This window comes from Umezawaea endophytica (genome assembly GCF_025061645.1).
Classification (GTDB): domain Bacteria; phylum Actinomycetota; class Actinomycetes; order Mycobacteriales; family Pseudonocardiaceae; genus Umezawaea; species Umezawaea endophytica.
This window is the reverse complement of the sequence record NZ_JANYMP010000012.1, coordinates 268,955-294,601: the sequence shown is the minus strand read 5'-3', so window position 1 is coordinate 294,601 and position 25,647 is coordinate 268,955. Positions and strand designations below refer to the sequence as shown.

Annotated in this window: 24 protein-coding genes; 3 read left to right on the top strand and 21 right to left on the bottom strand. The window is 70.0% G+C overall.

The window, feature by feature from the left end:
* Positions 1-97 precede the first annotated feature (97 nt).
* Together NZH93_RS25565 and NZH93_RS25560 are read right to left on the bottom strand one after the other, a co-directional pair.
* Positions 98-781, bottom strand: a complete 684-nt coding sequence (locus tag NZH93_RS25565; protein WP_259625725.1) for a response regulator — start codon at positions 779-781, stop codon at positions 98-100.
* Positions 778-3,285, bottom strand: coding sequence for a sensor histidine kinase (locus NZH93_RS25560; protein WP_276024139.1), 2,508 nt, complete (start codon positions 3,283-3,285; stop codon positions 778-780). The genes NZH93_RS25565 and NZH93_RS25560 overlap by 4 nt, the downstream gene beginning before the upstream one ends.
* A gap of 311 nt (positions 3,286-3,596) precedes the next feature.
* Here NZH93_RS25560 and NZH93_RS25555 point away from each other — a divergent pair, with 311 nt between their 5' ends.
* Positions 3,597-4,037 (top strand): MarR family winged helix-turn-helix transcriptional regulator, encoded by a 441-nt coding sequence (locus NZH93_RS25555; RefSeq protein WP_259625723.1) that lies wholly within the window; start codon positions 3,597-3,599, stop codon positions 4,035-4,037.
* Between the two features lie 44 nt (positions 4,038-4,081).
* On the opposite strand, the gene NZH93_RS25550 is transcribed toward NZH93_RS25555, so the two are convergent.
* From NZH93_RS25550 to NZH93_RS25475, 16 genes are all read right to left on the bottom strand, one after another.
* On the bottom strand, positions 4,082-5,239 hold the full coding sequence (locus tag NZH93_RS25550) for an HAAS signaling domain-containing protein (protein WP_259625722.1): 1,158 nt from the start codon (positions 5,237-5,239) through the stop codon (positions 4,082-4,084).
* A complete protein-coding gene (locus NZH93_RS25545; RefSeq protein ID WP_259625721.1) occupies positions 5,236-5,559 on the bottom strand; it encodes a PadR family transcriptional regulator in 324 nt (107 codons plus the stop codon). Before NZH93_RS25545 ends, NZH93_RS25550 begins: the two co-directional genes overlap by 4 nt.
* A gap of 97 nt (positions 5,560-5,656) precedes the next feature.
* Complete coding sequence (gene mutM, locus NZH93_RS25540; protein ID WP_259625720.1) at positions 5,657-6,526, bottom strand: bifunctional DNA-formamidopyrimidine glycosylase/DNA-(apurinic or apyrimidinic site) lyase; 870 nt, start codon at positions 6,524-6,526, stop codon at positions 5,657-5,659.
* Positions 6,527-6,548: 22 nt separating this feature from the next.
* The gene (locus tag NZH93_RS25535) at positions 6,549-6,704 is read right to left on the bottom strand and encodes a hypothetical protein (RefSeq protein ID WP_259625719.1); all 156 of its coding nucleotides are present in this window, start codon (positions 6,702-6,704) and stop codon (positions 6,549-6,551) included.
* 103 nt (positions 6,705-6,807) lie between these two features.
* The gene (rnc, locus tag NZH93_RS25530; RefSeq protein ID WP_259625718.1) at positions 6,808-7,614 is read right to left on the bottom strand and encodes a ribonuclease III; all 807 of its coding nucleotides are present in this window, start codon (positions 7,612-7,614) and stop codon (positions 6,808-6,810) included.
* 27 nt (positions 7,615-7,641) lie between these two features.
* Positions 7,642-7,824 carry a 50S ribosomal protein L32 gene (rpmF, locus tag NZH93_RS25525; RefSeq protein ID WP_106188086.1) on the bottom strand — a complete coding sequence of 61 codons (183 nt, stop codon included), beginning with the start codon at positions 7,822-7,824 and terminating at the stop codon, positions 7,642-7,644.
* Between the two features lie 2 nt (positions 7,825-7,826).
* The gene (locus NZH93_RS25520) at positions 7,827-8,414 is read right to left on the bottom strand and encodes a YceD family protein (RefSeq protein ID WP_259625717.1); all 588 of its coding nucleotides are present in this window, start codon (positions 8,412-8,414) and stop codon (positions 7,827-7,829) included.
* Positions 8,415-8,512: 98 nt separating this feature from the next.
* The gene (locus tag NZH93_RS25515) at positions 8,513-9,229 is read right to left on the bottom strand and encodes a DivIVA domain-containing protein (RefSeq protein ID WP_259625716.1); all 717 of its coding nucleotides are present in this window, start codon (positions 9,227-9,229) and stop codon (positions 8,513-8,515) included.
* A gap of 272 nt (positions 9,230-9,501) precedes the next feature.
* Positions 9,502-9,984, bottom strand: coding sequence for a pantetheine-phosphate adenylyltransferase (gene coaD, locus NZH93_RS25510; RefSeq protein WP_259625715.1), 483 nt, complete (start codon positions 9,982-9,984; stop codon positions 9,502-9,504).
* A gap of 54 nt (positions 9,985-10,038) precedes the next feature.
* A complete protein-coding gene (gene rsmD, locus NZH93_RS25505) occupies positions 10,039-10,605 on the bottom strand; it encodes a 16S rRNA (guanine(966)-N(2))-methyltransferase RsmD (RefSeq protein WP_259625714.1) in 567 nt (188 codons plus the stop codon).
* A gap of 4 nt (positions 10,606-10,609) precedes the next feature.
* A complete protein-coding gene (locus NZH93_RS25500) occupies positions 10,610-11,314 on the bottom strand; it encodes an SDR family NAD(P)-dependent oxidoreductase (protein ID WP_259625713.1) in 705 nt (234 codons plus the stop codon).
* Positions 11,311-12,144, bottom strand: a complete 834-nt coding sequence (locus tag NZH93_RS25495; RefSeq protein ID WP_259625712.1) for an arginase family protein — start codon at positions 12,142-12,144, stop codon at positions 11,311-11,313. Before NZH93_RS25495 ends, NZH93_RS25500 begins: the two co-directional genes overlap by 4 nt.
* On the bottom strand, positions 12,137-13,225 hold the full coding sequence (locus NZH93_RS25490; protein WP_259625711.1) for an MBL fold metallo-hydrolase: 1,089 nt from the start codon (positions 13,223-13,225) through the stop codon (positions 12,137-12,139). Before NZH93_RS25490 ends, NZH93_RS25495 begins: the two co-directional genes overlap by 8 nt.
* A gap of 45 nt (positions 13,226-13,270) precedes the next feature.
* Positions 13,271-13,807 carry a hypothetical protein gene (locus tag NZH93_RS25485; protein WP_259625710.1) on the bottom strand — a complete coding sequence of 179 codons (537 nt, stop codon included), beginning with the start codon at positions 13,805-13,807 and terminating at the stop codon, positions 13,271-13,273.
* Positions 13,808-13,828: 21 nt separating this feature from the next.
* Positions 13,829-14,632 carry a polyprenyl synthetase family protein gene (locus tag NZH93_RS25480; RefSeq protein WP_259625709.1) on the bottom strand — a complete coding sequence of 268 codons (804 nt, stop codon included), beginning with the start codon at positions 14,630-14,632 and terminating at the stop codon, positions 13,829-13,831.
* Between the two features lie 161 nt (positions 14,633-14,793).
* Complete coding sequence (locus NZH93_RS25475; protein ID WP_259625708.1) at positions 14,794-18,171, bottom strand: pyruvate carboxylase; 3,378 nt, start codon at positions 18,169-18,171, stop codon at positions 14,794-14,796.
* Positions 18,172-18,555: 384 nt separating this feature from the next.
* Between NZH93_RS25475 and NZH93_RS25470 the strand changes: the two genes are divergently transcribed.
* Positions 18,556-19,833 (top strand): hypothetical protein, encoded by a 1,278-nt coding sequence (locus NZH93_RS25470; protein ID WP_259625707.1) that lies wholly within the window; start codon positions 18,556-18,558, stop codon positions 19,831-19,833.
* A gap of 507 nt (positions 19,834-20,340) precedes the next feature.
* Entirely contained in the window at positions 20,341-21,879 is a 1,539-nt protein-coding gene (locus NZH93_RS25465; RefSeq protein ID WP_259625706.1) for a hypothetical protein, read from the top strand.
* Here NZH93_RS25465 and NZH93_RS25460 read toward each other — a convergent pair.
* Genes NZH93_RS25460 through recG form a run of 3 tightly spaced genes read right to left on the bottom strand, consistent with a single transcriptional unit; the run spans position 21,876 to position 25,644 of the window.
* Positions 21,876-22,616, bottom strand: a complete 741-nt coding sequence (locus NZH93_RS25460) for a LolA-like protein (RefSeq protein WP_259625705.1) — start codon at positions 22,614-22,616, stop codon at positions 21,876-21,878. The two genes, NZH93_RS25465 and NZH93_RS25460, sit on opposite strands and share 4 nt — an antisense overlap.
* Positions 22,617-22,627: 11 nt before the next feature.
* Complete coding sequence (locus NZH93_RS25455; RefSeq protein ID WP_259625704.1) at positions 22,628-23,431, bottom strand: SCO4651 family lipoprotein; 804 nt, start codon at positions 23,429-23,431, stop codon at positions 22,628-22,630.
* Positions 23,432-23,448: 17 nt separating this feature from the next.
* Positions 23,449-25,644 carry an ATP-dependent DNA helicase RecG gene (recG, locus tag NZH93_RS25450; RefSeq protein ID WP_259625703.1) on the bottom strand — a complete coding sequence of 732 codons (2,196 nt, stop codon included), beginning with the start codon at positions 25,642-25,644 and terminating at the stop codon, positions 23,449-23,451.
* Positions 25,645-25,647 lie beyond the last annotated feature (3 nt).

Genomic DNA, 25,647 nt, shown 5'->3' with positions numbered 1-25,647 from the left:
GGCCACGGTTGAGTGGGGCGAGTCGCGTTTTGTGGTGGGTCGGGTCGGCTGGCCGAGTGGGCTGGTCGGGTGGGTGGGCCGGTCGAGCGGGTGGGGGCTAGAGTTCGAAGCGGTAGCCCATGCCTGGTTCGGTTAGCAGGTGTTTTGGGTTTGAGGGTTCTGGTTCTAGTTTGCGGCGTAGTTGGGCCAGGTAGACTCGTAGGTAGTGGGTTTCTTTTGCGTAGGCTGGGCCCCAGACTTCTTGTAGTAGGTGTTTTTGTCCTACTAGTTTTCCTGGGTTGCGGGCCAGTATTTCTAGTAGGCCCCATTCTGTTGGGGTTAGGTGTACTTCTTGGCCGTTTTTGTGGACCTTTTTTGTTGTTAGGTCGATGGTGAATGATGTTGTGGTGATTACTGCGTCTTCGCCTGTGGTGGATGTTGTTGTGGAGCGTCTGATGGCTGCTCTTAGGCGGGCTAGTAGTTCGTCCATGCCGAAGGGCTTGGTTACGTAGTCGTCTGCGCCTGCGTCCAGGGCAGCTACCTTGTCTGTTGAGTCTGTTCTGGCTGATAGGACGAGGATTGGCACGGTGGTCCAGCCGCGTAGGCCTGCGATTACCTCGTTGCCGTCCAGGTCCGGTAGGCCCAGGTCTAGTACGACGACGTCTGGTTTGCCGTCTGCTGCCACTTTGAGTGCTGTGGTGCCGTTGTGGGCGGTCAGTACCTCGTAGCCGCGTGCGGTGAGGTTGATGCGCAGGGCGCGGACGATTTGGGGTTCGTCGTCCACCACCAGGACCCTGGTCATGTGTTGTCCTCCTCGCTGGACACCGGTAGGGCGATAACTACCGTCAGGCCGCCGCCTGGGGTGTCTTCTGCCCTGATGGTGCCGTTCATCGCCTCGGTGAAGCCCTTGGCCACGCTGAGGCCCAGGCCTACGCCGGGTGTGGCGTCGCGGTCGCCCAGGCGTTGGAAGGGGGCGAAGACCTCTTCTGCTGTGCCGCGGGGGAGGCCGGGGCCGTGGTCTACGACTCGTAGTTCGGCGTGTTGGGCGTGGACGCTGGCTCGGATGGCGACTGTGCCGCCGCCGTACCTCAGGGCGTTGTCCACGACGTTGGCGACCACTCGTTCCAAGAGGCCGATGTCGGCGCGGACCGGGGTCAGGTGTTCGTCCACGTCTACCTCTACGCGGTTGACCGCGTCCACGCCGGACAGGGCGCGGGCTACTGCCTCGTCCAAGCCGATGGCGCGGAACAGGGGGCGGACCGCGCCGGTGGCGAGTCTGGAGGAGTCGAGCAGGTTGTCTATCAAGGCGGTGAGGCGGTCTGCTGAGACCTCGATGGTTTCCTGCAATTCGCCGACGTCTTGTTGGGAGAGCGCGAGGTCGGTGTCCCTGAGGCTGCCGATGGCCGCTTTGATGGACGTGAGCGGTGTGCGCAGGTCGTGGCCTACCGCGGAGAGCAGGGCGGTGCGGAGTTCGGTTCCCTGGGCTCGGCGTTGGGCGTCGTGGGTCTGGGCGGCCATCCGCTGCTGGCGCAGGGCCAGCAGGGCCTGGCCCGCGGCCGCTTCCAGCACCCGTCGGTCCGAGGCGGGTAGGAGCCTGCCGCGCAGCACTAGTCGCACGTCGGGGGTGACGGGGACGTCTACGTCCGGTTCGTCGGTGGAGACCACGCCCGCGCTCTCCACGCGGGTCCAGTCGCCGTCGACCTTTTCCAGGAGCACGACCGATGCCAGGCCGAAGTTCTCGCGCACCTTCTCCAGCAGGCGCACGAGGGGGTACGGGTCGGTCAGGACCGTTCGCGCGTAGGAGGCCAGCAGGGTGGCCTCGGTGCGGGCGCTCGCGGCCTGTGCGGCGCGGCGGGCGGCGCGGTCCACGACCAGTGCGACGGTGACGCCCACGACCACCATGGCGATCAGGGTGACGACGTTCTGCTGGGTGTCCACGGTGAGCGTGAAGAGGGGTGGGGTGAAGTAGAAGTTCAGCAGGAGGGCCGAGAACACGGCGGCGAACACGGCGGGGCCGAGGCCGCCCACCAAGGCGACCAGCACTGTGGCGAGGAAGTAGTCCACGACGTTCGTGGACTGGATCAGGTCGTCCCTCAGCACGACGCCGACGGCGGTGGCGGCAGCAGGCGCGAGCACGGCCAGCAGCCAGCCCAGGACACGCCGGGAGGGGCGCAACGGGCTGCGGGACACCGCCGCGCGCCAGCCGGTGCCGGACTGCGCGTGGGTGACCATGTGGACGTCGATCGGCCCGGACTCCTGGAGGACGGTCGCGCCGATGCCCTCGGAGAACAGCCGGGCCAGGCGGGTCCGGCGGGACGTGCCGATCACGAGTTGGGTCGCGTTGGTGCCGCGGGCGAACTCCAGCAGCGCCGTGGGGACGTCGTCGCCGACCACCGTGTGGAACGTTGCCCCGACGTCGGCGGCCAGCGTGCGGTACCGGGCCACGGCCGCCGGGGCGGCGCCCGCGAGGCCGTCACCGCGCAGGATGTGCAGCACCTGGAGTTCGGCGCCCGCGCGCGTGGCCACCCGGCGGGCCCGGCGGATCAGCGTCTCGCTCTCCCCGCCGCCGGTGATGGCGACGACGACGCGTTCGCGGGTCTCCCACGTGTCGGTGATGCGCTGCTCGGCCCGGTACCGGCGCAGCGCCACGTCGACCTGGTCGGCCACCCACAGCAGCGCGATCTCCCGCAGCGCGGTCAGGTTCCCCAGCCGGAAGTAGTTGCCGAGAGCCGCGTCGATCTTGCTCGCCGGGTAGACGTTGCCGTGCGCCAGCCGTCGCCGCAGCGCCTCCGGCGTCAGGTCGACCAGCTCGATCTGCTCGGCCCGGCGCACCACCTCGTCCGGCACGGTCTCCCGCTGCGGCACGCCGGTGATCCGCTGGACCACGTCGTTGAGGCTCTCCAGGTGCTGCACGTTGACCGTGGACAGCACGTCGATCCCCGCTTCGAGCAGCTCCTCGACGTCCTGCCACCGCTTCGCGTTGCGCGAGCCCGGCGCGTTCGTGTGGGCGAGTTCGTCGACTACCGCGACCTCGGGGCGCCGGGCCAGCAGGCCGTCGACGTCCATCTCCTCCAGCGCCAGGCCGCGGTGCACGACCTGCGAGCGCGGCAGCACGTCGAGACCGGCCAGCAGCTCCGCGGTCTTCTCCCGGCCGTGCGTCTCCACCAGGCCGACCACCACGTCGGTGCCGCGCTCCCGTCGCCTGTGCGCCTCGCCGAGCATCGCGAAGGTCTTGCCGACCCCCGGTGCCGCGCCCAGGTGGATGCGCAACTCCCCGCGCCTGCGTCGATCGTCCACGTCGGTCAGTCTGCCCGGTGGTGAACGCGTTCCAGCATGGACACACAGTGCGCCAGAAAATCACTCGATCGTGAGTTCGTTGACGCGGTCTTGATACCTGCGGCACCCGAATTGACACGTTTTTGACAACTCCCGCGCATTCATCCCGATGGCGGTGGTTCGGGGTGCCACGACCTGCACCGTTACGGCAAAGGTGTGGTCGCGACGCGCAGGAGGCCACTATTCGTCGTGGGCGCTGGACATCAGTGGTGCGAAAGTGCGAATGTCCTGTCCGAATTCAGACAATCGCTCACCAGGCGTGAGCACGCGGAGGCCGTTTTATGACCACCACCAGTGTGACCAACCAGGAAGCACTGCAACTCGTCGTAGCGGTGCACAGGTTGGTTCGCAGCCTTCGCCAGACCGCACCGGTGCGGCGCTTGCAGCCGACCCAGATGCTGGTGCTGTCGGAGTTAGCCGTGCACGGACCCATGCGCATCGGCGAGATCGCGGTGCGGGCGCTGTGCTCGCAGCCCACCGCCACGACCGTCGTCACCGGGTTGGAGGCCACGGGGCTCGTGCACCGCGAGCCCGATCCCGCCGACGGCCGCGCCACGATCGTGGAGCTCACCGCACTCGGTCAGGACATGATCATCTCGATGGCGCACGGCGAGGCGGAGCTGCTGTCCGACCGGCTGGCGCAGCTCACGCCCGCCGAGCAGGAGCTGCTGCTCGCCGCGACCCCGCTGCTGCGCAAGCTCGGCGAACCCACCCAGCACTGAAGGGAGGAGGAGCGGAACCCCCGACCGGTTCCGCTCCTCCGCGGTCACTTCGAGGTGGGCACCGTCGGTGGTGCCGAAGACACGCTCGCGGGTGGCGTGACCGAGCTGGAGGGGTCGACCGAGCCGGACGGCGCGGACGGCGCCGTTGACGCGGACGGGGACTGGACGACCGTGGGGATCGACACCGCGAACGGCACCCCGCCGATCTCGCGGCACTCGCCCCGGTCGTCGTAGTCGACCCGCGGCCGCGGGTACCTGTTGTCCTCGCGGTACCGCGAGCCGTCGTGCTCGCAGCCGTAGAACGGCGATTCGAGCGGTTTGCCCTCGTCGTCGTACAGGTAGACGTCGGTGAGCGCCTTGCCGTCCTTGTCGAACACGTACACGTTGCTCGGCAGCGACGGGAACGTCGGCGCGTACGACGTCGGGTAGTTATCGCGGTAGGTGGCGTTCGGGATGACCGCGCCGAGGACGTACAGCAGGACGCCCGCGGCGAGCGCGCCCGCGGGGAGGCTCACCCAGAGCCAGCGGCGGTCGGTCTTGGCCCGCGGCCCCGAGAGCAGGGCCAAGCCCGCCAGCGCCAGCGCGACCAGGAAGAAGACGCCGAAGCCGTCGATGATCAGCCCGGAGACGGCGACCAGCACCGCGCGAGCCAGCCACCAGGCCGGTTGCAGCGACTTCAGGTAGGCGATGGCCTTGCTCGCGGGCCCCTCCTCGGCCTGGTCGATGGCCTGCTTGAGGGCCGCGGTCTCCGGCAGTTCGCCGACCTGCCCGATCAGCTCCGGCTTGCGGTGGAGCAGGACGATGGACCAGACGACGAACACGCCCACCAGCAGCGCGAGCGGGAAACCGCTGGAACCGCCGATGCCCATGCCGAACGCCGCCGCCGTGCCCGCGACCAGCGCCCAGAAGGCGAACCTGGCGGCGAACACCGGCTTGGGCGGTGTCTGGGCCACCACGGACCGGTTCGAGGGCGGGTAACCGGCGGCCACGCGCAGCTCGTGCGCGTAGACCTCGGGGGTGCCGAGTCTGGCGGTCAGCGCGGCGGCGGAGAAGTCGTCACCCAGCTCGTCGGCCACCTCGACCACGTGCCCGCCAGCGTCGTCCATGATCTCGGAGATCTCGACGTCCGGCAGATCGGCGAGCGCGGCGCGCATCCGGTCCAGGTACTCCTGGACCTCGGCGCGAGTGTGCGTGCTGCTCATGCGACCACCCCTAGCAGGTCGTCCAGCGTGTGGGCGAACGACCGCCATGTCCTTCCCGACTCGGCAAGGCGTTCCCGCCCCGGCTCGTTGAGGCTGTAGTACTTCCGGTGCGGGCCCTCTTCACTCGGTACTACGTACGAGGTGAGTAGACCAGCGTTGTAGAGCCTGCGCAGGGTCCCGTAGACCGAGGCGTCCCCGACCTCGTCCAGCCCTCCCGCGCGAAGTCTCCGCAGCACGTCGTAGCCGTACCCGTCCTCCTGGCGGAGCACCGCCAGGACGGCGAGGTCCAGCACCCCCTTCAACAACTGGCTTGTGTCCATGACTCTCCCCGGTGATGTGCCGTGAACAGTACTACGGTTAGCGCAGTAGTGTCCACAGCGGAGGACCAGGGTGGGTCGGCGGCGGCTCGGCGCTGGTCTAGCGGGGCTTGGGCTGGCAGGTCGGGCAGGAGAACGACGAGCGGTTCATGAACGGCTCGCGGACGATGACCGTGCCGCAGCGGGTGCACGGCTTGTGCTCCTGGCCGTACGCGGACAGGGAGCGGTCGAAGTAGCCGGACTGGCCGTTGACGTTGACGTACAGGGCGTCGAACGACGTGCCGCCCTGGCCGAGGGCCTCGTTCATCACGGCGGTGGCGTGCGTGAGCAGCTCCGCCGCCTTCACCTTGGTGAGCTTGTCCGCCCGGCGCAGGCCGTGGAGCTTCGCCCGCCACAGCGACTCGTCGGCGTAGATGTTGCCGACCCCGGACACCAGGGTCTGGTCCAGCAGGGCGCGCTTGATCTCGGTGCGCTTCGACCTGAGGGCCTTGACGGCCGCCTCCGGGTCGAACCGCGGGTCCATGGGGTCGCGGGCGATGTGCGCCACCGGCTCCGGGAGCCTGGTCCCGTCGACCTCGACGATGTCCGACAGCGCCAGGCCGCCGAACGTGCGCTGGTCGACGAACCGCAGCTCAGAGCCCTGGTCCGCGAACGTGATCCGCACCCTCAGGTGCTTCTCGTCCGGGGCGTCTGCGGGTTGGACGAGCATCTGGCCGCTCATGCCGAGGTGGGCGAGCATGGCTTCGCCGTCGGTTGTGCCGGGGCCGTCCAGGTCGACCCAGAGGTACTTGCCCCGGCGGCGGGCGGCGAGCATGGTCTGACCGGAAAGGCGCGCGGAAAAATCCGCCGCACCTGGCAGGTGGCGGCGGATCGCTCGCGGGTGCAGCACTTCCACGGCCGAGATGACTCGGCCGGAGACGTGGGCATCCAGGCCGCGGCGAACGACCTCTACTTCAGGGAGTTCGGGCACGGCTCAGTCAATCAGGTGTGGCTCAGGCCTCGGCCTGGGTGTCCTCGGCAGCCGCGGCCTCGGTCGCGCGAGCGGCCTCCAGCTCCTCAAGGGCTTCCAGGTCTTCGTACGCGGCAGCCTGCGGCTTGGTGGGCTTGAGCATCCACCCGCCTGCCTGGGCGGTGTCACGTACGAGCACCAGCCCCTGGATGCCTCCGCTGCGAGAAGCGCTCAGCGGGCGCGTGGGGCGGTTGGTGGAGCGTGCGCGTCGGTTCGTGCGGACGTTGGTGGCGTACATCGCGTCAGACTTCCTCGGTGGGTGAGGTCTCGGATGAAGCCGAGTTACCAGCAGCATGGCCGTTGTCGGTCGCGACCGCCTCTTGATCAGCGCTGACCTGCTCCGACAGCACGCGGTAGGCGGCCTCGGCCGCCTTCTGCTCGGCTTCCTTCTTGGTGCGACCATCGCCTGAGCCATAGGAGTTGCTCGCCACGACCACGGTCGCGGTGAATTCCTTGCGGTGATCCGGACCCTGGTCGTCCACCCGGTACTCGGGCACTCCAAGGCCTGCTGAGGCGGTGAGTTCCTGAAGACTGGTCTTCCAGTCGAGGCCAGCGCCGCGCAACGGCGCCTCGGCCAACAACGGGTCGAACAGCTTGTGCACAAGTTTGCGCGCGGTATCGATACCGTATTCCAGGTACACCGCGCCGATGACGGCTTCGAGGCCGTCGGCGAGGATGCTCGCCTTGTCCCTGCCGCCGGTCAGCTCTTCCCCGCGACCGAGCAGCAGGTAGCCGCCCAGTCCGTCCTCGCCCAGCGTGCGGGCGACGCCCGCCAGCGCGTGCATGTTGACCACGCTGGCGCGGAGCTTGGCGAGCTGCCCCTCGGGCAGGTCGGGGTGGGTGTTGTAGAGATGATCGGTGACGATGAGCCCCAGGACTGCGTCGCCGAGGAACTCAAGCCGTTCGTTCGGCGGCAAGCCACCGTTTTCGTAGGCATAGGACCGATGTGTCAAGGAGAGCACGAGGAGCTCGGCGTCCAGTTGGACGCCGAGCGCTTCGAGCAACGGGGCGCGATCGGCGGACCGATCACGCGACGACCTACCCCCCACGGTTCGCCGCTACCTTCGCCAGGAGACTCAGGCCGGCTGAACAACCTGGCGGCCGTCGTACTGGCCGCAGGTCGGGCAGGCGATGTGCTGGGGCTTGGGGGCGCGGCACGCCTTGTTCGAGCACGCCACCAAGTGCACGGCACTGGTCTTCCACTGGGCGCGGCGCGAGCGCGTGTTCGAGCGCGACATCTTCCGCTTCGGGACGGCCACGACTAGTTCTCCTCCGAGTTATCACGATTCCCGCCGAACCGCTCTTGCAACGCGGCCCAACGAGGATCCATCGTCTCATGCCCGTGGTCGGGCCCAAGCTCCGCCAGCTTGCCCCCGCACTCGACGCACAGCCCAAGGCAGTCCGGCGAACACAGCGGCACCTGCGGCAGCGCGAGCACGACGGCATCCCGCACCACAGGTTCGAGGTCGATCAGATCATCGGAGATCCGGCTGACCTCGTCCTCATCAGTGGTCTCATCCGTGGTGCTGTCCGGGTACGCGAACAACTCCATCAGCTTGATCTCGACGTGGTCGGCGATCGGGTCGAGGCAGCGCGAGCACTCCCCCGCCACGTCCGTCGTCGCCGTGCCGGAAATCAGCACGCCTTCGACGACCGACTCCGCCAACAGGTCGAGCTCCACCGCCCCGCCATCCGGAACCGCGATCACGTCGAGCAGGCCAAGACCTGCCGCTGGCACCGACCGCTGGTAAGCGCGGCTGGAGCCCGCTCTACGACCGATGTCCCTGGTGTCGATTACCCAGGGCCCGGTTGCTGTGGGACGCGCGGAGGCGTGACGATGCTCAGACATGATGTGTTGGTTTCGCTGTCGGGGGACCTACCACGGCCAGCCGCTCCAGGGTACGCGACGAGTGGGCCGTGGGCGAAATCCGCAGGTGAACGTTGCGTTCAGTCGTGGTAGTCGAACGGGGCGGACACGCTCGCGACGGCCGGACCCCGCAGGTGCGAGCGCCCCTTGCCGACGCTGCGCAGCGTGTGCGCCAGCAGGTCCTCGAAGTCGGCGAGCTTGCCGTCCACGTACGCGTCGCACTCGTTGCGCAGCCTGATGGCCTCCGACTGGGCCGCGTCCAGCACCCTCGCGGACTCGGCGTGCGCGGCGGCCACGACCTCCGTCTGGTCGACCAGGCGGACCTGCTCGGCCCGACCTTCCTCGACGGCGCGCTCGTAGCTGGCCCGGCCCGCCTGCACCATCCGGTCGGCCTCGGAGTGCGCGCGACCCACCAGGTCGTCGTACTCCTGGCGCCCGGCGGCGACGGTCCGCTCGGCCTGGTTCTCCGCCTCGCCGACCATGCGCTCGGCGCGGGCCCGCGCCTCCGCGAGCATCCGCTCGGCCTCGGCGTGCGCCTCGGACAGCATCCGCTCGGCGTCGGACCGCGCCTTGCTGACGCCGGTCTCCGCCTCGTGCGCGGCCTTGCCGACCAACTCGTCCTTGTGGTCGAGCACGTCCTGCGCGTCGTCGAGCTCCGCGGGGATGGCGTCACGAACGTCGTCGAGGAGTTCGAGGACGTCGCCACGCGGCACGACGCACCCGGAGGTCATCGGCACTCCACGCGCTTCCTCGACGATCGTGACCAGTTCGTCGAGGGCCTCGAACACCCGGTACACGTCACTCTCCTCGCAGCACAAGGTCCATTACCGGACCAGTTTGCCCTGCCGGTCCCGGACTGGTGGGGAGATCGGCAGGGCGTGTCCGGTTTTACCGGACCGCGTCGGCGGTCGAGGGGTTCGCGCGGCGGCCGGCGGCACGGGAGAGACCGGTGGCGATCCGGCGGGGCGGTGACGCCGGACCGGTCCCGCACGGGGTGGCGGGACGCGCGGCGAAGCCTTCGGGAAACCGGATGTCGATCACGCGGAGCAGGGGGTCGTCGGACCCAGGCTCAGCGGCGTTCCTCGAGGCGCTGCATCAGCCGGCGCTCGATCGTCGGCGGCAGCAGGGTGGAGACGTCGCCGCCGTAGGTGGCCACGTCCTTCACCAGCGAGCTGGCCAGGAAGCTGTAGATCGGGTTCGTGGGCATGAAGAGCGTGTCCACGCCGCTGAGCTGGTGGTTCATCTGGGCCATCTGCAACTCGTAGTCGTAGTCGCTGACGGCGCGCAGGCCCTTCACGATGGCCTTGATGTCGTGCTCGCGGCAGTAGTCCACCAGCAGGCCGTGCCAGGAGTCGATGCGCACGTTCGGCCACTGGGACGTGACCTCGGCGAGCATGTCCGTGCGCTCCTCGACCGAGAACAGGGTCTTCTTGTTCTTGTTGATGAGCACGGCGACGACGACCTCGTCGAAGAGCTTCGCCGCTCTGCCGATGATGTCCAGGTGTCCGTTGGTGACCGGGTCGTAGGAGCCGGGGCACACGGCACGCGTCATGGTTTTGGACGTTAGCACCCGATCGGACGCATCCAGGGGGGTCCGTGTCGCTGATCACCCCGACGGGGTCGGGTGTTCCGCCCAGTACAGGGTCGTGTCGCCGTATCGCTTGTCGCGCAAGGATTCCACCGGACTGGGCCACAGGGGGCGTTCGCTGCGGGAAGCGCGTTCCACGATCAGGACGGTGCCGGGGGCCGTCCAGCCGTTGAGAACGAGTGCGTCCAGGACCTTGGTCAACTGGGCGTCCGTGACGGCGTACGGCGGGTCGGCGAAGATGAGGTCGTACGGCTCATCTGCGGAAACGGCGACCACCGATTCCGCGGGGCGGCCCACGACCTCGGCGCCGGGGAATCCCAGGTCGCGGGCGTTGGCGCGGAGCACGTCGGCGGCCCGGCGGTCGGATTCCACGAAGGTGGCGGACTTGGCGCCGCGGGAGAGGGCTTCGAAGCCGAGCGCGCCGGAGCCCGCGTAGAGGTCCAGGACGCGCAGGCCGTCCAGGTCGACGAGCACCTCCAGCGCGCTGAACATCGCCTCGCGCACGCGGTCCGAGGTCGGGCGGGTCACCTTCGGGGGCACTCGCAGGCGGCGGCCACCCGCCGAGCCCGCCACGATCCTGGTCACGTGCTCATCGTCCCAGGTGCGCTCCGCCGTTGACCGGCACCACCTGTCCGGTGACGTGGCCCGCCTCGGGCGAGGTGAGGAAGCCCACGACCGCGGCGACGTCGGCGGGGGTGCCCGCGCGGCCGTTCGCGGTCTGGGCGACGAGGGTGGCGCGGCGGGTGGTGGTCATGGCGTCGCCGAAGAACTCGGTGTCCTCGACGTAACCGGGTGAGACGACGTTGGCGGTGATGCCGCGCGGGCCCAGGGAGCGGGCCAGGTCGGCGGTCCACGCCTCTACGGCGGCCTTCGCCGCGCCGTAGCTGCCCGCGCCGCGCCTGCCCGCGATGGAGCCGATGGTGACGACGCGGGCCTGGTCGGCGAGGCGCGGGGTCAGGGCCGTCGTGACCAGCACGGCGCTGATGACGTTCGACTCGTAGGTGGCCAGCCAGGCCGCGCGCACGCCCGCCAGCGTGGACGAGTCGCCGTCCGGGGCGCCGCCCGCGTTGTTCACCAGCACGTCCACCGTTCCCGGCAGGTCCGCGAGCGCCTGCTCCACGGCCTCGGGGTAGGTGGCGTCGAACGCGACCGCCCGTGTTCCCGGCACCCGCGCGAGGACGTCGGCGCGCCTGCCGGTGATCACCACGTCCAGGCCCCTGGCCACCAGGTCCTGCGCGATGGCCCGGCCGATGCCCGTGCCACCGCCCGTCACGACAGCGGTCCTCGAGGTCATGACCCGAAGCCTAGACAGGACCCGACGGCTTCGAGGAGCGGAATCAGGACGCCCAGCGCGGCCGGGTCGTCGGTCGCGCACTCGGTGATGCCCGCGCCGATCACCGGGGTCGCCGCGGCGATGGCGCGGATCGAGCCGACGAGTTCCGCGACGGTCAGGCCGCCCGGTGCCGGGCAGCCGACGCCGTCGAACTCGGCCGGGTCCAGGACGTCCAGGTCGACGTGCAGGTAGACCTCGTCGGCGTCGGTCTCCAGGACGGCGTTGCCCGCCATCGTGGAGCGGCGGGCCGCGTGGACGGGCAGGTGGCGGACGGTCTGGCGCCACACCGGTTCGCGTTCGGCCGGGTCCAGCGCCCGCGCGCCCAGCAGCACCGTCCGACCGCGGCCGATGCGCGGGAAGGCGGTGAACTCCGGGTCGCCGTCACCCATCGCGGCCCGCAGGACCATGCCGTGGAAGGCGTGCGACGGTGAGGTCGCGGGGGTGTGCAGGTCGCCGTGCGCGTCGAACCATGCGAGCGCAAGGGTGCGGCCGTACCGCTCGCGGGCGGCGCGGACGGGTTCGAGTTCGACGCCGCAGTCGCCACCGATGGTGAGCACCTTCGACCGGGTCCCGAGCGCCGCCCGCTGCGCCGCGCGGTTCTCCAGCAGCACGGCGCGGTTGGCGATGCCGTCCACGACCGGGGACTCGTGCTCCCCCACCGGGATCGTGCGCACGTCGACGCCCAGCACCTCACCGGTGAGCTTCGCGAGCGCCCGGCCACCCGACGGCAGCGACACCGCGCGGGGGACGACCGCGCCCTGCCGCTGCGCGACGGAGTGGACCTCAGGCAAGCGCCTGCCACCAGCCGTCGACCGCGGGCGGGTCGTTCACGTCCACGCGCTCGCCCGGCTTGGGCACGGCCAGCTTGATGTCGTGCGCCTTGGTCTCGCGCCACACCCGGTCGACGGGCTCGGACCAGTCGTGCACGGACAGGTTGAACGTCGCCCAGTGCACCGGGATCAGCAGCCCGCCGCCGAGGGCGAGGTGGGCGCGCACGCCTTCCTCGGGCGTCATGTGGATGTCCGGCCAGCCGACGCTGTACGCGCCGATCTGCACCAGCGAGGCGTCGAACGGCCCGTAGGTCTCGCCGATGTCCTGGTACCCGTCGAAGTACCCGGTGTCACCGCTGTAGAACACGCGGTGCTGCGGCCCGGTGATCACCCACGACGCCCACAGCGTGGTGTCGCGCTTGAACCCGCGGCCGGAGAAGTGCTGCGCGGCCGTCGCGGTCAACCGGACCCCGGCGACCTCGTGGTGCTCGTCCCAGTCCAGCTCGACGATCCGCGACTCCGGGACGCCCCAGCGGCGCAGGTGCGCGCCGATGCCGAGCGGCACGACGAACGGGGCCGTCTCCGACTCGGTCAGCGCGCGCACGGTCGGCAGGTCCAGGTGGTCGTAGTGGTCGTGCGAGATCACGACGGCGTCGATCGGCGGCAGGTCGGCCAGCTCGTGCGGGACGGGGTGCAGCCGCTTGGGGCCGACCAGTTCCGACGGCGAGCAGCGGTCGCTCCAGATCGGGTCGAGCAGCACGCGGGCGCCGTCGATCTCGACCAGCGACGAGGCGTGCCCGTACCAGGTGATGTGCAGGCCCTCCGCGCTCGTCGGGCCGGACGGCGGGCCGACCAGCGGCACCGGCGCGGACGGCGTCCGACGGCCGCCGCCGAACAGGAACTCGCGGAAGACGCCCGCGCTCTCCGCGTCCGGCATCGTGCTGGTCTTCTTCACGTTGTGGAACGTGCCGTCGCGGAACCGCGGCGAGCGCCGCAGCAGCGCGGGATCCGGTTTGCCGCCCAACGCCGCGGGCACACCCCGCACCGCCCACGCGACGCCCGCCGCCGCCAACCCGAGCAACGCACCCGTGGTCTTCTTCATGGCACCTCCACCGTTCCGCCAGGCCATAGTCACACTGAATTGGCCTCAGAGCTTGTCGGCGACCAGGACGGTCCGGTGACCGAGGCGGGCCGACAGCTCAAGGACGAACTCCGGGCGCAGCGGCGGCCAGTTCCAGAACGTCAGTCCCAGCGCGCCGAAGCCCCACGGTGGTTCCCAACGCCAGCCGTTCGGATCCAGTTCCCTGGTGCAGATGGGGCACGGGCGGGTGCCGTCGGCGCCGTGCTGCCACTCCTCGAACGCGTCGGCGATCCGGTCGAGGTCGATCTCGGCTTCGCAGTGCGGGCAGAAGATGGCCTGATCAGGCGCTTTGGCGTAGTAGACGGCGCGGCCGACCTCCACGCGCAGGCCGTTCCAGGCCAGCGTGCGCAGTCCGTCGTCGCCGTTGACGACGGCGCGGTCGAAGTTCGGGCCGGGCGCGTGACCGATGCCACACGCGCAGTTGGTCCGCTCCTTCACCACCACACCCGTCTCGACCAGCCAGTCGACCACCTCCTGGGCCAGGTGCGGGGCCTCCTGCTCGGTCGCTTCGATGTCAGCGATCGTCTGGTAGCGGTCGTCCATGTCCGCGAGGTTCTCACAGCATCAGCACAACTTGGTCAACTGCGCCAGGCGGTCCCGGCTGGCACCGACCGGCAACCGACGCAGCTTTCGGCGCGCGCGACCCCCGTACTGCTGCACCAGCCGCTCCACCGACGGCAGGCGCGCGGGCTTGGCGTTGGTGCTCAGATGTGTTGCCATGCCTAGGTTTTCGCCGAATCCGGCGAGCGCCTTCGTCTGCTCCGGGGTGGCTCCGCCGAGCACCGCGCCGATGCGGCAGGCCGCCGGGAGGACCGCGGTCCTGAGCTTCGCGATCCGCAGGTATTCCGCCGGGGCGTGCGTGGAATCCCCGGCCAGCGCGAGGGCCAGTTCCGCGCCGCGACTGGCCTGCACGCCGGCGTCGGCCTGGATCCGGGTGGCCTCGGCGACCTGGTCGGCGGTGGCGCCGCGGTCGCGGCACTCCTCGATCAGGCCGAACCCGCGGAAGTGGAGGGAGTTCGCGGCGACGATCGCGCGTTCCGGGCCGAAGCGGCGGTGCACGGCGACCCGGCCGTGCCGCACGTCGTCACGACCCAGCAGGCCCTCGTGGACGAGGCTGCCGACGTGCAGGCACTCGACGCCGATCGCGGCGGGCAGGACGCGGTGCAGGTCGCCGCCGACGGCCAGCGCGGCGCGCAGCACCAGCAGCGAGCGCAGCAGCGAGCCGACCGGGATCAGGGCGTAGCGGTCGACCACGTCGAGCGCTCTCGGGGAGTCGGGCCAGCGGGCGGCGAACTCGTCGCGCAGCAGTTCGCGGAGTTCTTCGTCGTTCGGGCTGAGTGGCGGGTCGCGGCGAACGGCTTCGTCCAAGACGGGGCTCCTAGCGGTGGGGAGCACCCCATGCTGGTGGTCGCCAAGGCCGTTTCCCGGCGCGTGACCCGGACGGGCCAGCGACGCCACACGCCTGGAGCAGCCGAACGGGTGCCCTCCGCTGCTCGGTGCGGCGGAGGACACCCGTCGGTGTCGGACGTCTACTGGAGGACGATCAGCAGGTCCCCACCCTCGACCTGCTGCACCGCCCGCACCGCGAGGCGCGCGACCGTGCCCGCCTTGGCTGCGGTGATGGAGGCCTCCATCTTCATCGCCTCGATCGTCGCGACCGTCTGACCGGCCTCGACGACGTCGCCCTCGGCGACGGACGGCGTGACGACGCCCGCGAACGGCGCGGCCACGTGGTCCGGGTTGGAGCGGTCGGCCTTCTCGGCGGCGGGGATCTCCGCCGCGATGGACCGGTCGCGCACCGAGATCGGGCGCAACTGCCCGTTCAGGGTGGCCATGACGGTGCGCATGCCGCGCTCGTCCGCCTCGCCGATGGCCTCCAGGCCGATCAGCAGCCGCACGCCCGGCTCCAGGTCGACCGAGTACTCCTCGCCCGGCTTGAGGCCGTAGAAGAAGTCCTTGCTGCGCAGGACGCTCGTGTCGCCGTACGCCTCGCGGTGCGCCAGGTACTCCTTGGTCGGCGCCGGGAACAGCAGCCGGTTCAGCGTGCCGCGGCGGTTCTCCGCGAGCCCCTTCTGGTCCTCCTCGGACAGCTCCTCGACGCCCTTCGGCGCGGAGCGGCCCTTCAGCGCCTTGGTGCGGAACGGCTCCGGCCAGCCGCCGGGCGGGTCGCCCAGCTCGCCGTGCAGGAAGCCGATCACCGAGGCCGGGATGTCGAACCGGCCGGGGTCCGCCTCGAACTCGGCGGGCGTGACACCCGCGCCGACGAGGTGCAGCGCGAGGTCGCCGACGACCTTGGACGACGGCGTCACCTTCACCAGGTGGCCGAGCATCCGGTCCGCCGCCGCGTACACGGCCTCGATGTCCTCGAACCGCTGGCCGAGGCCGAGCGCCACGGCCTGCGTGCGCAGGTTCGAGAGCTGGCCGCCGGGGATCTCGTGCTTGTAGACGCGGCCGGTCGGCGCGGGCAGGCCCGACTCGAACGGCGCGTAGACCCGCCTGGTCGCCTCCCAGTACGGCTCCAGGTCGCACACGGCCTCCAGGTCCAGCCCGGTGGCGCGCTCGGTGTGGTCGGTCGCGGCGACGATCGACGACAGCGCGGGCTGCGACGTCGTGCCCGCCATCGACGCCGACGCGCCGTCCACCGCGTCCACCCCGGCCTGGATCGCGGCCAGGTACGTGGCGAGCTGGCCGCCCGCCGTGTCGTGGGTGTGCAGGTGGACGGGGAGGTCGAACTCCTTGCGCAGAGCCGTGATCAGCCGGGACGCGGCGGGCGCGCGGAGCAGCCCGGCCATGTCCTTGACGCACAGCACGTGCGCGCCCGCCGCGACGATCTGCTCGGCCAGCTTGAGGTAGTAGTCGAGCGTGTAGAGGCGCTCGTCCGGGTCCGACAGGTCCGAGGTGTAGCAGAGCGCCACCTCGGCCAGCGCCGTCCCGGTCTCGCGCACGGCCTCGATCGCGGGTCGCATCTGCTCCACGTCGTTGAGCGCGTCGAAGATCCGGAAGATGTCGATGCCGGTCTTCGTCGCCTCCTCCACGAACGCCGACGTCACCTCGGCCGGGTACGGCGTGTAGCCCACGGTGTTGCGACCGCGCAGCAGCATCTGGAGGTTGATGTTCGGCACGGCCTCGCGGAGCTGCGCGAGCCGCTCCCACGGGTCCTCCGCGAGGAACCGCAGCGCCACGTCGTACGTCGCGCCGCCCCACGCCTCCAGCGACAGCAGCTCCGGCGTCAGCCGGGCCACGTGCGGGGCCACGGCCAGCAGGTCCTTCGTGCGGACGCGGGTGGCCAGCAGCGACTGGTGGGCGTCGCGGAACGTGGTGTCGGTGACGCCGACCGCGCGGCTGTTGCGCAGCCACGCGGCGAAGCCCTCCGGGCCCAGCTCGGCGAGCCGCTGCCGCGAACCGGGCACCGGCTCGGCGTTGAGGTCGACGACCGGCAGCTTGTCGCGCGGGTCGATGCTCGCCGGGCGCTCGCCGTTCGGCTTGTTCACCGTCACGTCGGCCAGGTACGTCAGGATCCTGGTGCCGCGGTCGGCGGAGTGCCGGGCGGTCAGCAGGTGCGGGCGCTTCTCGATGAACGACGTGGTGACGCGGCCCTCGTAGAAGTCCGGGTCGTCCAGCACCGCCTGGAGGAACGGGATGTTCGTGGACACGCCGCGGATGCGGAACTCGGCGACCGCGCGGCGGGAGCGGGCCACGGCGGCGGCGAACGTCCGGCCGCGGCAGGTGAGCTTCACCAGCATCGAGTCGAAGTGCGCGCCGATGGCCGTGCCCGCGCCGATCGTGCCGCCGTCCAGCCGGATGCCGGAGCCGCCCGGCGAGCGGTAGGCGCTGATCACGCCGGTGTCCGGGCGGAAGCCGTTCGCCGGGTCCTCGGTGGTGATGCGGCACTGGAGCGCGGCGCCGCGGAGCTGCACGGTCTCCTGGCTCAGGCCGAGGTCGGCGAGGGTCTTGCCGCTCGCGATGAGCATCTGCGACTGGACCAGGTCGACGTCGGTCACCTCCTCGGTGACCGTGTGCTCGACCTGGATGCGCGGGTTCATCTCGATGAAGACGTAGTTGCCGTTCGGGTCGAGCAGGAACTCGACCGTGCCCGCGTTGCGGTAGCCGATGTGCCGGGCGAACGCGACGGCGTGGGCGCACATCCGGTCGCGGATCTCCGGCGCCAGGTTCGGCGCGGGCGCGATCTCGATGACCTTCTGGTGGCGCCGCTGCACCGAGCAGTCACGCTCGAACAGGTGAATCACGTTGCCCTCGCCGTCGGCGAGGATCTGCACCTCGATGTGGCGGGGCTCGACCACGGCCTGCTCGATGAACATGGTCGGGTCGCCGAACGCCGACTCGGCCTCGCGCATCGCCGCTTCCAGCGACTCGCGCAGCGCCGACGGGTCCTCGACCCGGCGCATGCCGCGGCCACCACCACCGGCGACGGCCTTCACGAACACGGGGAAGTTGATGCCCTCGGCGGCGGCCAGCAGCTCGTCCAGGTCGGCCGACGGCGCGGAGGACTCCAGCACCGGCAGGCCGGCCTCACGGGCGGCGGCGATGGCGCGCGCCTTGTTGCCGGTCAGCTCCAGCACCTCGGTCGGCGGTCCCACGAACGTGATGCCCGCGTCCTTGCACGCCTGCGACAGCTCGGGGTTCTCCGACAGGAAGCCGTAACCGGGGTAGACCGCGTCGGCGCCCGCCTTGCGCGCGGCCTTGATGATCTCCTCGACCGACAGGTAGGCGCGGACCGGGTGGCCCGCGTCGCCGATCTGGTACGACTCGTCGGCCTTCAGCCGGTGCAGCGAATTCCGGTCCTCGTGCGGGAAGACGGCGACCGTCCCCGAGCCCAGCTCGTAGGCGGCACGAAACGCCCGGATCGCGATCTCGCCGCGGTTCGCGACAAGCACCTTGCGGAACATAGCGGCGTTCCCTCCCGGTAACTCGACTGGGTCGTCGGAACGTTACCGTGCGCTTCCCGCCCCTCGGGAGTTCCATCTCACGTGACGGACGTCATCCTGATCGGTTCGCGGCACGGTCAAGTCGTCCGATCGCCCCCGCCGTGAGCTGGGGGCATGGTCGAAGAGTGTGCCGCAGCCGAGCCTCCGGCGCAGCCCCCGCGAGGACCAGCGACGTTAGCGCCCGATCACAGCGCCTTCACCCCCGGTAACCGGAACCGCCCGAGGTTGCGTCGAATGCAGTAGGTGTGGCCCTCTTCACGGCGGTACCCACGACGTTGCGCTGATGCGGTGGGATTCGCCGCTTCAGGTGACTTACCGGTCGGAAACCTCGGTAGTGTTGCCCATATGGCCGGGCCCGATGGGAATGGGCAGACTGCTGCCCGCACAGCTCACTTCGACGTCGTCCTGCGCGGTTACAACCAGCGTCAGGTCAACGAACGCGTCACGAGACTGGAGTTCGACCTCAAGAACGCCAGCCGCAGCCGTGACGCCGCCGCCGCGCAGGTGGCCGAGCTGTCCAAGGTCGTGGCGGGCACGAGAGCCGAGCTGGACAAGGTCAAGGCACAACTCTCCAGCCTGGCCGCCAGCCCCATCAGCGCCTCCAACGTCACCGAGCGCGTCCGCATCATGATGGGCCTGGCCGAGGAGGAGATCGCCGACATCCGCAAGGCGGCCATCGACCACGCCAACAACACCCGCGCCGAGGCCGACCGCTTCGCGGCCGAGCAGAAGGCCCTGCACCAGCGGAAGAACGCCGAGACCGACGACCGGCGCAGGCAGTTGGAGCAGCAGCACCAGCAGCACCGCATCGAACTGGACAAGAAGTTCGACGCCCGCAAGGCCGAACTCGAGAACGAGATCCAGGAACTCCGCACGAAGCAGACAGCGGAGCACAACGCACTGCTCGCGGAAAACCGCGCGGAAACCGAACGCGTCACCACCGAGTACGACACCAAGGCCGCCGACCTGGAGAAGACCAGGGCCGCACTGGAGCAGAAGTACAAGAAGTACCACGACGACCTGGACAAGGAATACGACGACCTGCGCGCGAAGCTCAAGAAGGAGCACGAGCAGCACGTCGTGGACGCCAAGCAGGCCGCCGAGAAGATCCGCACGGACACCGAGGCGAAGCGCGTAGCGGAAGAGAAGAAGCTGACCGAGACCCTCGCGACGAAGAAGGCCGAGTCGGAGAAGCTCCTGGCCGAGTTGGAGTCGGAGGCCTTGGCGAAGGTCGAGCAGTTGACGACCGAGGCCACGGCGAAGGCGGACAAGACGGTCCGGGAAGCCGATGAGCACGCGGGTAAGCGGGTGTCCGAGGCTGATGAGCGGGTTACCGCGTTGCGGACCATGCACCAGTCGTTGACGGAGCAGTTCGCGGCAGCTCAGGCGGCGGTTTTGCAGGCCGTTTCGGTGCTGGGGCCGTTGCCGGATGATCCTCGTGCTGGTGCGGTGAAGAAGGCTGCGGAGGGGGCTGGGCCGGGGTCACGTCCTGGGGCTCGGCCGGTGGCGGGGAAGGTGGAAGCGGGCAAGGTGGAGCCGAAGCCGAGCAACGGGGTGAAGGCCGGTCCTGCGGATGCGCCTACGGCGAAGTTGCCCATTCAGAAGAAGCCGAAGGAAGCTTGAGGGTCGTTCGCCACCCCGATTCGCTAATTGTCTCTATTTCGCTTTTCGTTTGTCAAGGCGGGAAAGATGCCTTGACAAACGAAAAGCGAAATGAGGGCGCTTAGGATCGGGGCGGCCGGGGGAATGTGGATGCCGAACAGGCACACATAGCGCCACTCCCACGCCGGTCACCTCCATAGCAAAAACATCAAACCCAAGCACCAACCAACTCGCTTTTACTGCCGACCACCAACGCTCATGCGCTTAACCACGTGGCCGATTTTACTTGGGGGATTTGCCCCTTAAACTTGCGTCGGACGGCAGCTTCACCTTCTGCCCTTTATTGTCCGACGAAGGGGCAAATCTAGGGGCCCCAAGTCAAATCGGCCACCCCCGACCACCTACGCAAGCCCCACCACCCAAGCACCACCCCCAACAGCCGCCCCAACAGAACCCACCCCAGCACCAACCCCCGATCCACCGTTAAGCGCTATCCACACCCAGGCCGCCACGCCACCCTGAACAACGATGACCACGAACAGGCAACGGCACCTGAACCAGGCCTTGATGAGGATCCCCCGACGAGCCGAGAACACCGACCGGTACACCCTCGCCACGACCTACGTCAGCGCGGGCTCCTTCTCGGCGATGCTGCACTCCACCGACCACCAGGTCCTCTACGGCAGACGGGGCACCGGCAAGACGCACGCCCTCCTCTACCTCAGCGACGTCATCGACCGCGCGGGTGACCTGGCCATCTACCTGGACCTCCGCACCATCGGCTCAGCGGGCGGGATCCACTCCGACAACTCCGCGTCGGCGGCCGAGCGCGGTACCCACCTCCTGGTCGACACCCTCGAAGCCATCCACGAGGAACTGCTGACCATCGCCGTCGACTCCGAGCACGACATGCTCGACTCCCTGGACGCGCTCGCCGAAGCGGCCACGGCCGTGGAGGTGGTGGGCGAGGTCGAACGTGAGTCCAAGCGCACCGGGTCGGTCGAGACCAGGCACGGGCTGGACCTCACCCCGACGCCCTCGGCCAAGATCACCGCCGAGCGCCGCAACAGCCAGTCGTCCGAGAACCGGATCCGCCGCACCGGCGTGGAGCGGCACCACGTCGTGTTCGGGCCGCTCAGCAGGGCCCTGCGGGGCATCACCAGGTCGCTGCGCCGTCGCAGGCTGTGGCTGCTCCTGGACGAGTGGAGCAGCGTCCCGCTGGACCTCCAACCGCTGCTGGCCGACCTCCTCCGGCGCTGCGTCCTGCCCGTCCCCGGCATCACGGTCAAGATCGCCGCCATCGAACGGCGCTCCCGGTTCAGCGTCCCCGGCCCGGCGGGCGACTACATCGGCATCGAGTTGGGCGCGGACGCGGCGACCGCCGTGAGCCTGGACGACTTCCTGGTGTTCAACCGGGCCCGCACCGACGCGCAGGAGTTCTTCGGGCAACTGTTCTTCAACCACTCCAAGGACCTGCTGGTGCGCATGGTCGGCCCGTCGGCGCCGAAGGACGCCACCGCGTTCGTGGAGCAGACGTTCCAGCGCAACGCGTTCGCGGAGCTGGTCCGCGCGGCCGAGGGGGTGCCGAGGGACGCCATCAACATCGCCGCGCTGGCCGCGCAGTACGCCCACTCGGACGTGACCGACCTGGAGGACGTCCGCCGAGCCGCCCGCGACTGGTACCTGCGCGACAAGCAGACGGCCATCGACGCCAACGAGACCGCGCGCGCCACCCTGCGCAAGCTCGTCGACGAGGTGGTGGGCAAGCGCCGGTCGAGGACGTTCCTGCTGGAGCACGCGGCGGGCTCGGAACACCCGGCGGTGGACATCCTCTACGACGCCAGGCTGTTGCACGTGCTGCGGCGCGGCATCGTCGACAAGAACCACCCCGGCACGCTCTACGACGGCTTCGCCATCGACTACGGCTGCTACGTGGCGCTGCTGCTGGACGGCGAGCTGCCGTCCAGGCTGCGGCACCGGGGTGGCTGGCTCAACTGGTCGCACTCCGTGCCGCCGGACGGCTTCGACTTCGTCGCGGAGGCCATCGACCTGTCCACACTGGACTAGAGGGCGGGGGTCTCGACCACGACCGGCCTGCCCCAGTTCTCGAACCACGTGGTCGTCCCCCGCCGTTCGTCGAAGGGGAGTTCGAAGGCCGCCTTCACCGGCAGTCCGGTCGCGTCCACCCACACCCGCGCGACGACCGGGCGGTTCAGCCCGACGAGTTCGTCGTGCAGCTTGCGGCGGAACGGGTTGGCCACCAGGGCGGCGAACTTCGCCGGGTCGACCTCCAGGTCGTACCGGGTGGTGTCGACGCCGTCCACCCGGTCCGGCCCGGACGCCTTCAGCGTCGCGGCCCTCGGTTCCAGGTAGTCGAGTTCGGCACCGAACCCGGAGTTCAGCGCGAACCCGCCGAGTGGGCTGTAGTAGGCCTCGGGCTCGGATTCCGGGGCGACCTTCCAGGTGCTGCTCCCGGCGGACCGCCAGTACAGCGAGCCGGGCACCAGCACGGCGTCCACGACCGGGTAGCTCTTCGGCTTGGTCCGCAGCACGTGCGCGGTCGACCACGAGCCCGCCGCGTCGTGGCGCCAGACGCCCGTCACGTCGGTGTTGATCATCCGATCCGCCTGGGAGCCGAACGTCGTCTCGGTCCGGTACGTGGCGCTGGCCACCTCGTTCATCCGCGCGCGGGCGAGCGAGGCGACCTGGCCGAGGTCGACGGTCGGCGGAGCGGTCGCGGCGCTCTCGGTGGCGCAGGAGGAGAGCAGCAGGCAGGCGAGAACCGCCAGGAGGGGTCTGGACACCCTGCGGGACCCTACTTCGGCAACTGCTCGGCCGGGATGGTTTCGGCGGCGGGCGGTGCGGTGATCTCCGCCGCGCCGCCCCAGTCGGTGAACCGGGTGGTGGAGCTCTTGACGACCTTGCCGTTCTGCTCGAACCGGTACTCGGCCTTGAGCGGCAGCCCGGTCGCGTCCACCCAGGCGAACGCGCTGATCGTCACCCCGTACTCGGCGAGCTGGGCGTGCTGGAGCTGGATGTCCGGGTCCTCCAGCAGCTTCGCGATCTTCACCGTGTCGACGGCGACGTCGTACCGCGTCACCGGGACGCCGTCGAGCTGCTCGGAAGCCTTGCGCAGCACCAGCCCGGCGGTCGGCTCCAGGTAGTCGAGCTCCGCACCGGCCATCGCGCTGGGGCCGAACCCGCGCAGCAGCCCGGAGATCTCGGCGCTGTTCTCGGCCGTGTACCTAGCCCACTTCTTGCCCTCGGGCATCGGGGCGCCGTCGAGGTGGGCGTACAGGCCGTCGCCGAGCACGACCAGGTCGATCTTGCGGGCCGCGCCGCCCGTGTCGACGTTCAGCGTGAACGCGCCGAAGACGCTCCCCCCGTCCTGCCTGATCACGCCGTCCGCGGTGTTGCGCACCTCGGTCGCGGCGCCGTCGGACGCGAAGCCGTCGGTGTGGAACCTCGCCGTCCTCAGCTCGGCCCGACGCGCGGCGATGGACTCCGCCAGCACCGCCAACTCGCCTTTGACCTGCGACGTCGTCGGAGCCGGAGCGGGCTGCGCCGACCCGCAGGCGGCGAGCAGCACGAGGGGGATGACGACGAGGAAGCGGCGCACAAGAAGGCGATGCTAGCTCAGGCCTTCTCCAGGTACTCCGCCCGCTCCTCGTCCAGCAGGCCCGACACCAGGCCTGCGAGACCGGGGTGGGCGGTCAGCTCGGGATCGGCGTCCACCACCTCCTGCGCCTCCACGCGGGCCTCGCGGATCAGGTCCTCGTCGCGCAGCAGCGACAGCATCTTCAGGCCGGAGCGGACGCCGGACTGGGCGGCGCCGAGGATGTCGCCCTCGCGCCGCAGCTCCAGGTCGAGCTGCGCCAGCTCGAAACCGTCCAACGTGGACTCGACCGCGCGCAGCCGTTCCATCGTCGACGTGCCGTCCGGCATCTCCGTGACCAGCAGGCACAGGCCGGGCGCGCTGCCGCGGCCGACGCGCCCGCGCAACTGGTGGAGCTGGCTGACGCCGAACCGGTCCGCGTCCATGATCACCATGACGGTGGCGTTCGGGACGTTCACGCCGACCTCGATCACCGTCGTCGCGACCAGCACCTTCGTCTCGTTCGCGGCGAACGACCGCATCACCGCGTCCTTCTCGTCCGCGGGCAGCCTGCCGTGCAAGATCTGGATCGCCATCCCCCGCAACGGCCCCTCGGACAGCCGGTTCGCGACGTCCACGACCGCCAACGGCGGACGCCGGTCCGACGCGTCCTCCTTCGGCGGCTCGGCACCGTCGTCGTCCGACTCGCCGTCGCCGATCCGCGGGCACACCACGTACACCTGGTGCCCCTTCGCGACCTCCTCGTGGATCCGCTGCCACGCGCGGGACAGCCACTGCGGCTTCTCCGCCAGCGGCACCAGCGAGGTGCTGATCGGCGACCGGCCCTGCGGCAGCTCGCGCAGCGCGGACACCGCCAGGTCGCCGTACACCGTCATCGCCACCGTGCGCGGGATCGGCGTCGCCGTCATCACCAGCACGTGCGGCGACGCGCCCTCCTGGGCCCGCCCCCGCAGCGCGTCCCGCTGCTCGACGCCGAACCGGTGCTGCTCGTCCACCACCACCAGCCCGAGGTCGGCGAACGTCACCTTGTCCTGGATCAGCGCGTGCGTCCCGACCACGATCCCGGCCTCGCCGGACACGATCTCCAGCATCGCCTTCTTCCGCTGCGGCGCGCTCATCGAGCCCGTCAGCAGCGTCAACCGCGTCGCGTGCTCCGCCCCGCCCAACTGCCCGGCCTGCGCGAGGTCACCCAGCATCTCGTTCAACGACCGCGCGTGCTGCGCCGCGAGCACCTCCGTCGGCGCCAGCATGGCGGCCTGTCGACCGGCGTCGACGACCTGCAACATCGCCCGCAGGGCAACCATCGTCTTGCCCGACCCGACCTCCCCCTGCAACAGCCGGTTCATCGGGTGCGCGCCGGACAGGTCCCTGGCGATCTCCTCGCCGATCTCGCGCTGCCCGTTGGTCAGCGTGAACGGCAGCCGCGCGTCGAACGCGTCCAGGATCTCGCCCGGCCGGGGTGGGCAGGCGGGGGCGGGGCGGGCGCCAGCGGACTGCCTGCGCTGGGCCAGTGCGAGCTGCACGGCCATCGCCTCGTCCCACTTCAGCCGCTGCTGCGCGAGCGTGATCACCGCCCAGCTATCCGGGCGGTGGATCGCGCGCAGCGCTCCTTCCAGCGGCATCAGCGAACGCGACGAGCGCAGTCGCGACGGCAGCGGGTCGGAGGCTTCGGGGACGCCGTCCCACACGTCGAGGACCTGCTTGACGCAGTTGACGATGTTCCACGACTGGATGCCCTGCGCGGCCGGGTAGACCGGGATGAACGCCTGGGCGAACCGGTCGGCCGCCGAGTCCGGCGCCTCGTCCTTCAACACCTCGAAGTCGGGGTGGGCGAGTTGGAGCTTGTTGTTGAACCGGCCGACCTTGCCCGCGAACATCGCCTGTCTGCCGGGCAGCAGCTCGGTCTCGGCGACGTGCGCGGGCGTGCCGAAGAAGACCAGTTGCAGCTCGTTCGTGCCGTCGGTGATGGTCGCCTCGAACATGTAGCCGCGCCGGTTCTTCATGGCGCGCTTCTTGCCCGTCTTGACCTTCGCCTGCACGGTGACGTGCTCGCCCAGCTCCAGGCTCGCGATCTCGGTCAGCTTCCCGCGCTCGTCGTACCGGCGCGGGTAGTGCCGCAGCAGGTCGCCGATCGTCAGCAGGCCGAGCCCGGCCTCCAGCGCGTCGGCGCTCTTCTTGCCGAGCACCGACACCAGCTTCTCGTCAAAGGTGGTCATCGC

What these genes read in the sequence shown, in the direction of transcription:
- NZH93_RS25500 (WP_259625713.1), bottom strand. Translation starts at nt 11,314, where the DNA reads ATGACCTCGAGGACCGCTGTCGTGACGGGCGGTGGCACGGGCATCGGC.
- NZH93_RS25520 (WP_259625717.1), bottom strand. Translation starts at nt 8,414, where the DNA reads ATGTCTGAGCATCGTCACGCCTCCGCGCGTCCCACAGCAACCGGGCCC.
- coaD (WP_259625715.1), bottom strand. Translation starts at nt 9,984, where the DNA reads ATGACGCGTGCCGTGTGCCCCGGCTCCTACGACCCGGTCACCAACGGA.
- NZH93_RS25465 (WP_259625706.1), top strand. Translation starts at nt 20,341, where the DNA reads ATGACCACGAACAGGCAACGGCACCTGAACCAGGCCTTGATGAGGATC.
- NZH93_RS25475 (WP_259625708.1), bottom strand. Translation starts at nt 18,171, where the DNA reads ATGTTCCGCAAGGTGCTTGTCGCGAACCGCGGCGAGATCGCGATCCGG.
- recG (WP_259625703.1), bottom strand. Translation starts at nt 25,644, where the DNA reads ATGACCACCTTTGACGAGAAGCTGGTGTCGGTGCTCGGCAAGAAGAGC.
- NZH93_RS25565 (WP_259625725.1), bottom strand. Translation starts at nt 781, where the DNA reads ATGACCAGGGTCCTGGTGGTGGACGACGAACCCCAAATCGTCCGCGCC.
- NZH93_RS25470 (WP_259625707.1), top strand. Translation starts at nt 18,556, where the DNA reads ATGGCCGGGCCCGATGGGAATGGGCAGACTGCTGCCCGCACAGCTCAC.
- NZH93_RS25490 (WP_259625711.1), bottom strand. Translation starts at nt 13,225, where the DNA reads ATGAAGAAGACCACGGGTGCGTTGCTCGGGTTGGCGGCGGCGGGCGTC.
- NZH93_RS25550 (WP_259625722.1), bottom strand. Translation starts at nt 5,239, where the DNA reads ATGAGCAGCACGCACACTCGCGCCGAGGTCCAGGAGTACCTGGACCGG.
- NZH93_RS25555 (WP_259625723.1), top strand. Translation starts at nt 3,597, where the DNA reads ATGACCACCACCAGTGTGACCAACCAGGAAGCACTGCAACTCGTCGTA.
- NZH93_RS25485 (WP_259625710.1), bottom strand. Translation starts at nt 13,807, where the DNA reads ATGGACGACCGCTACCAGACGATCGCTGACATCGAAGCGACCGAGCAG.
- NZH93_RS25545 (WP_259625721.1), bottom strand. Translation starts at nt 5,559, where the DNA reads ATGGACACAAGCCAGTTGTTGAAGGGGGTGCTGGACCTCGCCGTCCTG.